The sequence below is a fragment of the Neptunomonas qingdaonensis genome (assembly GCF_900113275.1).
Lineage (GTDB): Bacteria > Pseudomonadota > Gammaproteobacteria > Pseudomonadales > Balneatricaceae > Neptunomonas > Neptunomonas qingdaonensis.
This window is the reverse complement of record NZ_FOOU01000016.1, coordinates 21536-34408: the sequence shown is the minus strand read 5'-3', so window position 1 is coordinate 34408 and position 12873 is coordinate 21536. Positions and strand designations below refer to the sequence as shown.

Here is a 12873-nt window from a genome sequence, read left to right as displayed (position 1 = left end):
TCAGGACTGCATCAGAGCTACGCCAGCATGATTATTAAGGATTAGTCGTGCTTACGTCACCATTGTTTGTATCATACGCAATGGTACGCACTGTTGGCAGGTTATTTTGATAGGCATAAGTACAAATTGTTCCCGACACCGTTGCCAGATAATCAGACCCCGCTGCTGCTGCAACGGAAGGTGCGCTCGCTTGCAGCACGGCATCCCACGTTGCAACACAAGTCGCTGCCGATAGCGCCGGTACAGCCGTTGTTCCGCCGGTAATAACAGCCCCATTGGTGCTGACAGGAAAACGAGTGCCATTGACGATAATATTAGTACCATCAATAGCGACGGTATCACCTGCTCCAACATTTTTAACAATGGCTTGGGCCTTAACCAAAGCAACTGCAGCACCTAAGGCACCGGCAGAGCCTTGGACAGAGGCGCGATGCGCATCAGTGGTTACATCAATAAAGCGTGGCAATGCCACCGCCGCTAAAATCCCCAGTAGTGCTATGACTACTACCAACTCGATAATTGTAAAACCAGCCTGTCGTTTCATGTAACCACTCCGTTCTCTACTTGACGATGATCGCCGTACTACTCGAAATTGCTTTAGCCTGGATGGCTTCTTAAGCTGCTATATCCCAAACAAACGGTTTAACCGCTTGAATCTTAATGCTATAAACAGCCTTGTTTTGTTGGTTATCGGCTGCATTACCATTTAATTTAAGCACAAATCTGAGATTTCGCTGGTCATCACCCTGAATTTTTAAATTATTATTGCGTTGCACCCGATAGACCAGCTCCCGGCTAACCTGATCAAAGTACCAACGCCCTGCTAACAGCGTCTGATCAGCACCGGCTTGTATTTCACCGCCATAGTGTTTCGCTGTAGGAGAGATCCAGCTAAAAGGGTTTTGTGTTAGAAGATTTTTTGCTTTATGCGGAGATCCTTCAATGTAAAACGAGGCCAGGCGTAAATTTATCTGCTGCTGAATTTGCCCTAGCACGCCATACATGGCAGCACGTTCTGCTGATTCGGCAACACTTCCCAAACGCGTCGAAAGCACGCCGTATAAAATCAAAATCAGCAGCAAACTCACAACCAGTTCAAGCAGGGTAAAACCTTTGTCTTTCCTGATGTTAACCATTAATAGTGGTACTTAATTCCCACAAGGGAAGGAATACGCCCAATGCCAGCACCAATACCATAATACCAATAGCCACAATCAATATAGGCTCAATGACACTGGATAGGTTTTGCAGATCATACTCAACCTCCTCTTCATAAAAGTTGGCGACATCTTCCAGCATCTCATCTACCCGTCCTGTTTCCTCCCCTACTGCTAACATCTGCATCACCAAGGGACTAAACATACCGTTGCGGTGCGCGGTTGCGCTAAACCCTTCTCCACGCTCAATCCCTTTACGCATCTCCGCTACTTTTTCACCGATATACACATTTCCCATGGCGCGTGAGACGATCAATAGTCCTTGTTCAATAGGTATTCCTGCTTTAAGCACCACACTGAATGTACGTGCAAAACGGCCTAAAATAGCACGATAGAAGATCCCGCCTACCAGCGGAAAACGTAATTTAACCCGATCCCATTTACGATGACCCTCATCTGTTTTTCGCCATCTTACAAAGAGAAAAATCAGTGCTATCAATACCCCTATAATCAGGTGCCACCAGTTAACCGTAAAATCTGAAATAGCGATTAACACCCGGGTTTGCCAAGGCATATTTCCGCCAAAGCTATCAAAAACTGATTTGAATGCCGGAATAACAAACACATTGATCACACCTAATGCTATTGAGATCGCAATAATCACGAACATAGGGTAGCGGGTAGCTTGTTTGATACTTCGCGCGGTTTTGCGTTCTAAATCAAGATAGGAGGCCATCTGGGTAAACGATTGATCCAGCTGGCCGGTATTCTCACCCACATGGATCATGCTGACATAAAGGTTATTGAATAGCTTAGGGTGTTTACTCAAGGTTGTTGATAGCGAGTTCCCCCTTTCAAGATCATCCGCGATCTTATTCAGAGAACTTTGCAGCAAAGGGTTTCGAATAGTATTTGCCAAACCACGCATACCATTGGTAATAGGCACACCGGCGCGGGTCAGACTGGCCATCTGACGGCTAAACATGATCATTTCATCGACAGATACTTTTTCAAAAAGGCGAATCTGGCCGCGCTTTCTGGACTTCAGGTCTTCTTTGTCCTGGGTTGCCAGCTCGACCTTAACCGGTGTGATGCCCTGATCCAGAAGCTGTGAAGCCACTGCCGCTTTATTTAACGCTTCAACACGCCCTGTCGCCGCTGAGCCATCCGCATGACGTCCTGTGTACTGAAACGCAGCCATAATTACTCCAGCTCCAGATGGCTGTCGGGTTGAGCCGGTGATAGGGTCTCAGCACTTTCCAGATAAGCAGACTCATCCATCTGCTCAGTCACCCGGAACACCTCCTGCAGAGAAGTAATACCTTGGCTTGCCATGGCTAATGCGCTCATAACAAGGGGTTGATAGCCTTCACTGCTTCTGGCCGCCTGGCTGAAAGCAGAATTATCATTACGCCGCAGCGCATCAGCCATCTCATCATTCATTTCAAGGAGTTCAAAGATACCAACGCGGCCCTTGTAGCCTGTATTATTACAGTATGTGCATCCTTTTCCGTGCTTTAGCTCAGTGATCTGCAGTTGCGCCTCTTCACCTTTGATATCCAGCCACACCTGTTCCTGTGCCGTCGGTATATGGGGCTCTTTACAATTTTCGCAAATTCGGCGCACCAGTCGCTGAGCGAGAATACCACGCAACGCCGTCCCTGCCAGATAACCTTCCACGCCAATATCAACCAAGCGCATGGCACTGGAGATAGCATCATTGGTGTGTAAGGTAGACAATACGAAATGCCCTGTCATCGCCGCTCGCATAGCAATATCGGCGGTTTCCAGATCGCGAATCTCACCGACTAACAGTATATCCGGGTCCTGACGCAAACAGGAACGCAATACTTTTGAGAACGTCAGCCCTATCTGAGGATGCACCTGAACCTGATTCACCCGAGACAAACGATACTCCACAGGATCCTCAACAGTGATAATCTTTTTCGAAGCATCATTTAACTCATTTAATGCGCCGTATAAGGTGGTGGTTTTACCACTCCCCGTAGGCCCCGTAACCAACAGCAGACCATGTGGCTCATGTATTATGCGTCGCACCTTAGCGAGCATACGTGGCGGCAATCCGGCGTTATTCAGATCAATCAGACCGGCGCTCTGATCCAGCAGACGCATAACGACTGATTCGCCATGCTGAATCGGTAACGTCGAAATACGCACATCAACGTTATGATTTTTAACCGTAATATTAAATCGTCCATCCTGAGGCAGACGTTTTTCAGAGATATTAAGCTCGGCCATCAACTTCAAACGTAATACCAATACGGCGGCAATACGTGTCTCTTTCATGACATGTTCATGCAATACCCCATCAACACGCTGGCGAATCCGCAAAACATGCTCGTCAGGTTCGATATGAATATCGGATGCACCGACTTGCACAGCATCCTCAAAAATACTCTTCAACAAACGCACAACCGGTGCATCGGTTTCATCGGTAGCCGTTAAGCGCGAAAGATCGAAACTATCTTCCACAATATCTTCGCTGAGCTGATCTGCCAGCGAGTCAATATCATTGGTTCTGCGATACATCAGATCCAATGTTTGCAGCAATTGACTCTCTGCAACGACGGCCAGTTCGATGGTTTTTGGCAACAGGCGCTGCAACTCATCAAAAGCAAAAATATCCAGTGGATCCGACATCCCCACTAAAAAATGATCCGGGTTTTCTTTTAATACAATCGAACGAAAGCGTCGGGCATGGGTTTCAGAAAGACGTAACACATCCTCCTGCTTAAAATTGTAATGGGACAGGTCAACCAGCGGCACACTCAACTGTTGCGCAAGAAACTCTAAAAATTGCTGCTCATCGACATAACCAAGAGAGACTAAAGAGCGCCCCAGTTTCTGGCGTGTTTCCTTCTGCCGGGCCAGTGCACTGGTCAACTGCTGCTCAGAAATAACACCATTCTGAACCATCAGGTCGCCAATACGGATTTTCATCTTTGGTGATGCCATGCCTCTTAACCCTTCTTATTGCGATTGCATCAATCTTTGCGACTGCAACTGCGCATACTGTTTTAAGGATTGTTCCAAATCCGGAATCTGTAACGCTGAACGATAAGCATCCAGTGCTTTTCTTGTCTGCCCGAGATGCTCCAGAGAGACTCCCAGATTAATCCACCAGCGACCTTCCTGAGAGTTCAGGGTTAATAAACTCAGATAACGCGCAACCGCTGCTGCATGTTGTCCTGCTTGCTGATAACCCGATGCCAGCAGATCCAAATAATCCTGCCGACTCTGCCCATCCGGATATTGCTCCAGTAACTCTATTGCGTGCTTTGCTTGCCCTTGCTGCAGAAAAGCCCGCGCTTGCAAAAGCCCCCACGATAGATTGTCGGGTGCTGTGTGTAATATTTCTGATGCGGGGGCATAACGCTCGGTTGCCAGATAAAGTTGTACTAGTAAGTAACGGCTCTGCAGCGAAGCAGGCGCTTTATTGACATAGTCTTTTAGTAAGTCCAGCGCTTCATCGGTACGTTGCTGACTGAGCAGGCGGCGGGCACTTCGCACAACAGAACTGTCTGTTGGCAGCGTATTCAGTGATTTCTTCCACTGACCTGCCTTCTGGCCTGTTGCCTGACCTGCCCTCTGATCTGTCGTATTAGCTGCCGTGTGAGAGACCTCTGTCGCATCTTCCGATACCGCAACCCTGGGAGCAGCTGTAGGCTGTGCCGGGGGGCTTGTTTTCGCGGCGGCTAAGACGGCTGTGGTTTCTTTGTCTGCTGATCTTGTGGGTATAACGGCTGACACCACAGGTGCAGGACGGCTGACCTCAACAACTAAACGGGCCGGGTTTTGTTTTAGTTTAGGAGAAAACTCCACAGGGTCGCTTGCGACAAGTTTAAAGCGGCTCTTGCCCTCTTCAGGAACGATGTCAATTGTCGCCAATAATGAGCCACTGATGTCCGGTAGACCAACGGCCAAAAGCGACTCCTCAATGGCAATATCCAATGTCATGGTTGACCGGCTATAAAGCACAAAAGGCTTCACCTGATCCAGCCAGAAGGTCAAGGTGCCGCGTAGATCTGATTGTGATGTCCAGTTTATGGCACTGATATTGGTAGTAACAGGAGCTGTTATTTCAGGCTTAGCTTTACGTTCAGGCTCAGGTTCAGGTGCAGCTATTTCCTTTTGCACGTCTGTCTGCTGAGCAATTAATGCAAGCGATTCCTGCAGAGGCGGCTGACTAGTACTGGCTGTTTGGACCTGTTCTTTATCAAGCCAGGATAAGAAGTCGCTACGCTCATTGATCTTTCCCCCCCATTCTCTGACAAAAAAGCCAACAATCGTCACTAAGGCAATAAGCAGTGCAATCCAAATCCAATGACCCGTATTACTATCGCGTTTGGCAACCGCGCGATAGCCTGTAGAGCCTTCCCTTTTGCGCTCATCCAGGTCACGCAACATATCATTCACCAGACTCATATAAGCCCTCGCATGGTCGCCCAGTAAAGCATTCCGCATACTGAGCTAGTCATAATAACGGAGCCCAGCAGAAGCTTGGCAATACCACTCATTAGCGGAACATCGACGCCCTCAGTATCTTCTATCGCCTTGATAACATGTGCTTTTTTTATCGTGCTGTCGCCACGTCCATAGGCGCTCATCAAAGACTTATGTGCCAGGATATTAACCAACCGCGGCACGCCGCCAGACGCTTTTGCTATCAACTTTGCTGCAGCGGACGAAAATAGAGAAAGCCCTGCATATCCTGCCCGGCTGGCACGTTGTTCAAGATAATGGCTGACAGCCGCGACCGGCAGAGTATTTAATCGGCAACTAAAGGTAATACGTTGTAACAGCTGTCGAAGCGATGGCCGACTTAATAACTGATCCAATTCAGGCTGACCAAAAAGCACAACCTGAAAAAGCTTCTCTGATTCGGTCTCAAGATTCGTCAGCAATCGCAATGCTTCTATGGTTTCTTCCGGCATCGCTTGTGCTTCATCCACAATCAAGACCGTGTACAAACCGTCTTTCGCTATCTCTACTAATCTCTGGTTAATGCGATTAACCAGCTCAAAATCCGCTATCGCCAAGGCATTTTCAATGCCAATCTCCAATGCAAAATTTCGGCGTAGCGCTTCAGGACTCAAATAAGGATTAGGGATATACGCAGTAATGCAAGATTCCTTGTCCAACGCATTCAGCAAGGTGCGGCATAGCATGGTTTTACCTGTGCCGACTTCACCCACCACTTTGATAAAGCCATCGCCACCGCCCAAGGCTACCAATAACAGATTCAGGGCTTCCTGATGCGTTGGCAACTGCAGAAAAAATCGCGTATTGGGCGTTAATGTAAACGGTAGCTCCCGCATGCCAAAGTGATCAATATACATAGATATCTAATCCATCACTTTTGTGCTGAGCATTGCTTAGCGCTGCTTTAATGACTGAAACCCCTCAAGGCTACGCTGCAGCTCTTGCTTCCAGCCGGTCGCATTAGCAATAACAGGTCTTAACAGAATGACCAGTTCACTTTTATTCGAGCCTTGGCTGCGCTGTTGAAAAAGCTTACCCACCGCCGGAATATCACCCAGCCCCGGTGTCTTAGCAAAAGTATCGCTGCTGCCTGATGTCATCAGCCCACCAATCACAATAACCTGACCACTGCTGGCTTTGACCACGCTGTCTGATTCACGAATGGAGCTTAAAGCGAGCGGTATATTGAATTGATCTTTACCCACGCTGATCAATTTCTGCTGATCTTCGACCTCGCTAACTGAGGGGTGAATATGCAGGATAATTTCGTTATCTGCGCTGATCTGTGGCGTGACATCCAAAGCGATGCCAGAGAAGAAGGGCGTTAGCTCAATATCAGGCGTAGAGGTCGTAGCTGTGCCGGTGGTTGTGGTGTTTTGTATATCGGTGACATAAAACTCATCGGTGCCTACTTTAATCACCGCCTTCTGATTATTCATGGTAGAAACACGCGGGCTCGACAAAACCTGCACATTACCCTGCGTACCCAACAGTTCAATCAGCGCCGTAAAATCGTTCAGATCTAACGCTGCACTAAATACGCCACCTAGCCCGTTAAAGTTCGTGATCGATTCGGAACTAACCCCATACACTCCCGAATTTTTCGCATTTATTCTTCCAACTGCACTCCAGTCGATCCCTGCCTGGAAGCCATTATTCAGATTCACCTCCAGGATTTTTGCTTCGATAACCACCTGACGCCCTAGTATTAATTCAGCTTTCTCCAGATATTCACGAACAGTCTGCTGTTCACTTGGAAACGCTCTTACCACGACGACACCCGCCTGTGGCGTTACCACCACACGCTGGCCTTTGTCAGTACCGATGATAGTCGATAAGGTCGCCTGCAAACCGCCCCAGAAATCTGTCTTACTGCGCGTGCTGATGTGCGTGCCAACCAACACTCCCTGCCCCGAATTACTGGCAGCACTATTATTGGAAGAACTATTACCGGAAGAACTGCTGTCACTTGACGAATTATCACTCGACCCCGCCTGGCTAACTGAACCTGCGCTAACCGACGTCTGCGATTGCCCTTCACGTTGAACATCCAGATAGTTGACTTGGTAAATCAGCGTTTCAAGGTTTGCCGGAAGCACCTGATATAAATTGCCGCTACGTTTATACTCATAACCGTATACCTCACGTACAGCTTTCATTACTTCAGCAACGGTTACATCTTTCAATTGAAGCGAAATGTTACCTTCAATCCCTTCATGGACAATCATGTTGTAGGGCGAACCTTCCACTAAGCCCATAAAAAAAGTGCGGGCTGATAACTGGCTTGCGGAAACATCAAAGCGCTCTTCCTGCACCTGAGCCAAATCATCCAAGCGTAGTGGCGCTAATGAGGGTAGTACCGGCAACCCGGCAACCGCTTGTGTTCGGTTAGCAGTATCTGATAATGCCGCCTGAAGGATTTTTTCTGACTCCTGCTGCGGCGGTTCTTCGGTCACATGTCCAACGGTCTGACATCCTGCTAATAACCCTGCAATAATTAAAATCAGATGTCTTTGTATATGCTTCATGAGCAAACCTTATAATGTTACCGGCTTATCTTCAGCCCAGAATTGTTTGAAAGAAGTACCCAGCGCCGGCTATCGCCCATATCAAGTAACACTTTGTCATAGGTAATCTGCAATACTTTTGCGCCACCGACACGATCCCCGACATTGGCTTTAATGCCATTTACAATAGCCCAGGCAACATGTTTTCTTTTTAGTATAGAGGTCACTTCAAAGTCCTTTTTTTCTACGACGGCCACAGATTCTCCAACCTGTATACGATAGGGTTGTGTCGGATCCTTAAGCACAGGATCAGCCCACACTGGTACCGAACAGCACAGCATCAAAAAACCGATTATCTTAGCTCTCCATATTCTAACCACCTATCCAGCCCTCCACAGCACTCAGCGTATGAACGCGTAAGGTTACTTCAGAATCAGGGTACTTGGACACTTTATACTCCAGCGAATCCCAAAAAAATGATGAGGAAAGCCCCTCCAGATGACGCAAGTAATCATAAATATCCTCGTATCCCCCACGTAGCTCCACTTCAAATCCGTGCGAATAGACGGGGGCATTCACTATAGATGGTTTTGCATCTGATTCTGTCTCAACATCAGGTGACAAGCGTAAAGGCTTTACTGGCAAAGAAGACAGTCGCTGCAACACAATACCCGGCTTATCTCTTAAAACCGTTTCTAACACCTGCCCCATTTGACCAGGATCCATCAAATTTATAGAACGTCTTTGCAGGATGCTGGTCACTTGTTTATCTGTTTTTTCCAGCTCAGCAATCTTGGCCCGAACTGCAGCGGAGGGATCAACATTTAAGGCGCGGGTAAATGCATCTATTTCCGTCTGCCGGGTGTTCACCATACGCACATTCTGCTCAATTTGAGCATTAAACCTTGAAGACTTTTTCATCAAAGGCTCAATCACGGCCATAAAAAACACTGCTATTATCAAAACAGTACAGGTCACCGCAATCAGCAAGCGTTCACGCTTTTCCAGTGCATTAAACTTTTCAGCAATAGAATTAATCATGTGTTTTACCCGCGATCACCCCATGAGCATTAAACAGGTAGGCTTTATCATCCTTCTTTTCGGTTTTAAGTTCAGCGAAATGCATTTTATTGAAGAAGCTCTGTTGCGCTAACTGTCTTAGAAAAACGGGAATTTGTGATGTATCCGCGCTTTCACCAGCAAGATCAAGGATTAAAGAACCTGACGTCATCTTGAAAGCGGTCAGCCATACTTTATCCGGCGTACTATTTGAGAATGCCAACAGCCCTTGTGAGAAACCTTGTTGGTGCTCCGGCTGTACCGTCTCTAATAGTCCAGACAAACGCTGTTTAGATAATACTGTCTGTTGTAACTGATCCCTGTAATCCTCAAGTGCCGGATCAGGTTTACGCTGGCTCTGAAGCACCTCAAGTTTTTTTAACGCCTGCTGCTGTTGCTGCAGTTGGATCACATAGCCCTGTAGCTGTTCATCAGTCTGATGAACGTCTCTCCAGATCCAGGCACTTATCACGGAACAAAGTAACAACACTCCCGTAAAAGTCCAGATTACATAATTAAATCGTAAATAATCACGCTCAATTTTAGGCCGGGGCGGAAGCAGGTTAATTCGTTGTTTCATAACTCACTTACTCTCTTCACAGCGCAACGCTGCAGCAATCGATACGAAACAGCGCTGCTGGAGATCAATCGTTAAGGGCTCATCTGATTCAACAACATCGCTTAAATCCAGTGACTGGACATCCGCGCCCAGATTATTACGTAACTCCATCATCAACGGAGTCTCACCGACCTGCAGGGGCATCACAATAATACGCATACAAGGAGGCTTACCTATCTGGCTCTCAAAATAATCCATCGAACGCTGCAGATCCAAGACGGCATTATCAATCTGCACACTATGGTCATAAGACAAGGCTCTGGAGAGATACAGACCAGCCGAAGACATCATGTTAATAACACTTTGCTTCTCATTTAAATAAAGTACTGCTGTACCTGCCTCTGATTCACTCAGACCTTCCGCAATATTCAATAATGCCATTTCAGGCACATCAATATACTCTGGAAAGAGCCCGATACTTTCTAGCCAAGAGATGCGCTTTGCTATTAGTTTTCGATCAGCAGCCACGACATACAGCATTTTACCGCGGCCTCGAAATGCATCTTCAGGCAGCTCATAATAATCGATAATGGCATCATCGGTGGAATACTGAATCATATCTTTAACACGCCAAAGCAGTGCTTCTTTTAACTCTTCTTTAGGTACGTCCGGGGCTTCAATCAACACCAACTGATACTCACCCGAAGATAAAACCAATGAACAACGGCTGTTAGCCATTCCTGCTTCAGAAACGGATGTAGCCACTATAGCCGGGTTATTCAAAGGGTCAGACACATTCAAAAAGGCAGCGGCGGTTAACTTTCGCTTATTTTCTACAGAAGCAACGCAGGCCAACGCGACTCCCTCCGGCAGAAGGTGGATAGCAACTAATCCATTCGATCTACTATTTTTCTTTCTGAACCGAAGCAAATCAGTAACTCCTTTTACGCAATCTTAAAGATTAAAACGACTAATAGAAGAGGATTTAGCACTAGCCTCAATAGGGATTCTATATATAACGGCTAGTATTCATATTAGTTTAGGCGACATAACAGCTTAAGCCAGCAGAATTATGTACAAAAACAAACAATAAGCTTGAACTAAGAAACGCTAAATGATTGAATATGCACCTCTTGAGATGCCCGGATAGCTCAGTCGGTAGAGCAGAGGATTGAAAATCCTCGTGTCGGTGGTTCGATTCCGCCTCCGGGCACCAAGTACTAAGGCCTCACAGTCATATGTGGGGCTTTGTTGTTTATGGGCTCTGGTCCATTTCAGGTCAGCGTAGCAGCTAAATTCAGATAGCCACACCCCATACACCGTTAGAGCTTTTCAGTCTGCGGCTTTTGGGTAACGATGAGCACTTTAATCCTCATATACGATTTGTCAGCTCCGTAAATATTTCACGGTCTAACACGCCTCTCTTGTTAGCAGTTGCTTAGCTCACACTATTTCGACCACTTCCAACTAAAGCGGCCATAGAAGACAACGTCGTCCTGATCTGGCACGACATTATCAATGGCATTGGCAACCGTAAAATCCGCAGAAAGACCGGCGGCATTGTGCCACCCTAACCCTACGCCGACGGACTGCACCATTTGCGAGGGGCTAGTGGAATAGACTTCTCCAGCATCGTAGAAAACAAAGCTATCAACATCACCGCCGAAGGCTCTCCAGCCAGTATAATGTGCTTCAAGACTTATTTGATACGCAGAATCGCCGCTTACCACCCCGGCTTTATAGCCACGAACTGACGCTGCTCCTCCTAATGAATAGGCGACAGCACCGGGAATAGAATCCTCAGCGGTGTACTGGTAATCAAGTTGAAGCAAGCCATAGCCATTCGTATTACCAGGGCGGAAAAAAGCAGTAGTATCACCGCTGAGAACCATAAAAGCCTGATCATTATCGACAACTGCCTTGTTCTTGGTGCTGACCCAGCTGACAAGCTGTCGACCTGTCCACTGCCAACCGGCACCATACCAAGTAAACTGCGCCCCGGTATTGAGTTTAGTAATGCTATAGTCACTGATGATCTCATCTGCCACAGTGGTTTCGGAATCCGAATAGAACGCGGAGCTAACTGCATTAAGCCAAAAATTTGGGGTGGAATATGCTAACCACGAGGCATCCAGGGTAATGCTGCTGGAGTCTCCATTAACCAAAACGTTTTCAAAGTCGCCACTGGTAATTTCGGTTTGGTTGAGGGATACAGAGCTACCGACCCTCCAACGCGTAGACCTCACTGGCGTATTATAACCGGCACTAAACGCTATATTACCATCTGTTACCAATCCATAAACCAAAGCGCGGTCGCTACCGTTAAACAAACCATAGCGCCTATAAAGACCACCTACTTCATTTTCGCCGGAGCTTTCATAACCGTAATTATCTACGAACAATTGGAAATTGTTCTGTGCAACCTCATCAACTAAAATCACTACGTCTGTTAAACCAAAACCCTTACCTGCTCGCAACTCGGCCTGCAGGCGTGAATCGTTAACGCGGTTGAACTGAAGAATATCGCTTTCCAGCAAAGTCATATCACTCAGCTGTTCGCCCTGAACATTGCGGATCCAGTCACGCACATAGGTATCAGGAACGTAATCATTCCCTTCGACCACAAGCTCACCCAGCTTTCCTTCAACCAACCTAACAATGACAGTACCGCCGTTAATATCCTGCGGGGGAAGTAACGCCGCTGCGGTGAATATCCCTTTCTCACGATAAGCAGCATTAATCCCAGCAACCAGTTTATTAAGATCAGAGAGACGAGTTTTCTTGCCAAGATAAGGGCCAACGACCTTACGCAAATCATCGGCATTCAGTATTTCTGACTTGGTGAAACGAACACTCTTTAATACGAAAAAAGCACCATCGTCTGTCGACGTAGCCACTGGCTTCTCGTCAATTAAGACCGGCTTTTTCTCAGCTTGCTCCCGCTGCTGAATTTTCTCCTCCCGGCGCATCAAATCCTGATTTTGACCAGCGGGATCAATAGCGGGAGGAAGAGTTGCTGCAAGCAGATTTACAGGTAATAAAGCGAGCACTGCGACTCGCGGGGCATGACACCAATAATTCAATTAAT

General features: G+C 47.1%; 12 protein-coding genes and 1 tRNA gene. 1 reads left to right on the top strand and 12 read right to left on the bottom strand.

The window, feature by feature from the left end; all coding sequences use genetic code 11:
- Positions 1–34: 34 nt before the first annotated feature.
- The 11 genes from BM099_RS20850 to BM099_RS17495 form a co-directional block, all read right to left on the bottom strand.
- Positions 35–544, bottom strand: a complete 510-nt coding sequence (locus BM099_RS20850) for a type II secretion system protein (RefSeq protein WP_090730014.1) — start codon at positions 542–544, stop codon at positions 35–37.
- Between the two features lie 70 nt (positions 545–614).
- Complete coding sequence (locus BM099_RS17540; RefSeq protein WP_090730011.1) at positions 615–1136, bottom strand: prepilin-type N-terminal cleavage/methylation domain-containing protein; 522 nt, start codon at positions 1134–1136, stop codon at positions 615–617.
- The gene (locus tag BM099_RS17535) at positions 1129–2358 is read right to left on the bottom strand and encodes a type II secretion system F family protein (RefSeq protein ID WP_090730009.1); all 1230 of its coding nucleotides are present in this window, start codon (positions 2356–2358) and stop codon (positions 1129–1131) included. Before BM099_RS17535 ends, BM099_RS17540 begins: the two co-directional genes overlap by 8 nt.
- 2 nt (positions 2359–2360) lie before the next feature.
- Positions 2361–4133, bottom strand: a complete 1773-nt coding sequence (locus BM099_RS17530; RefSeq protein ID WP_090730007.1) for a GspE/PulE family protein — start codon at positions 4131–4133, stop codon at positions 2361–2363.
- Between the two features lie 15 nt (positions 4134–4148).
- Complete coding sequence (locus tag BM099_RS17525; RefSeq protein ID WP_177201222.1) at positions 4149–5603, bottom strand: tetratricopeptide repeat protein; 1455 nt, start codon at positions 5601–5603, stop codon at positions 4149–4151.
- Positions 5600–6517 carry an ExeA family protein gene (locus tag BM099_RS17520; protein WP_090729999.1) on the bottom strand — a complete coding sequence of 306 codons (918 nt, stop codon included), beginning with the start codon at positions 6515–6517 and terminating at the stop codon, positions 5600–5602. Before BM099_RS17520 ends, BM099_RS17525 begins: the two co-directional genes overlap by 4 nt.
- A gap of 36 nt (positions 6518–6553) precedes the next feature.
- Positions 6554–8188, bottom strand: a complete 1635-nt coding sequence (gene mshL / locus BM099_RS17515) for a pilus (MSHA type) biogenesis protein MshL (protein WP_090729997.1) — start codon at positions 8186–8188, stop codon at positions 6554–6556.
- Between the two features lie 17 nt (positions 8189–8205).
- Entirely contained in the window at positions 8206–8424 is a 219-nt protein-coding gene (locus BM099_RS17510; protein WP_143083801.1) for a hypothetical protein, read from the bottom strand.
- A 115-nt stretch (positions 8425–8539) separates the two neighbouring features.
- On the bottom strand, positions 8540–9208 hold the full coding sequence (gene gspM / locus BM099_RS17505) for a type II secretion system protein GspM (protein ID WP_090729989.1): 669 nt from the start codon (positions 9206–9208) through the stop codon (positions 8540–8542).
- Positions 9201–9806: a PilN domain-containing protein gene (locus BM099_RS17500; RefSeq protein WP_090729986.1), complete on the bottom strand. Its 606-nt coding sequence runs from the start codon at positions 9804–9806 to the stop codon at positions 9201–9203. The genes gspM and BM099_RS17500 overlap by 8 nt, the downstream gene beginning before the upstream one ends.
- A 3-nt stretch (positions 9807–9809) precedes the next feature.
- On the bottom strand, positions 9810–10715 hold the full coding sequence (locus BM099_RS17495; protein WP_143083800.1) for a type IV pilus biogenesis protein PilM: 906 nt from the start codon (positions 10713–10715) through the stop codon (positions 9810–9812).
- Between the two features lie 210 nt (positions 10716–10925).
- Between BM099_RS17495 and BM099_RS17490 the strand changes: the two genes are divergently transcribed.
- A tRNA-Phe gene (locus tag BM099_RS17490) sits at positions 10926–11001 on the top strand.
- Positions 11002–11233: 232 nt separating this feature from the next.
- On the opposite strand, the gene BM099_RS17485 is transcribed toward BM099_RS17490, so the two are convergent.
- Positions 11234–12868 (bottom strand): ShlB/FhaC/HecB family hemolysin secretion/activation protein, encoded by a 1635-nt coding sequence (locus tag BM099_RS17485; RefSeq protein ID WP_143083799.1) that lies wholly within the window; start codon positions 12866–12868, stop codon positions 11234–11236.
- Positions 12869–12873 lie beyond the last annotated feature (5 nt).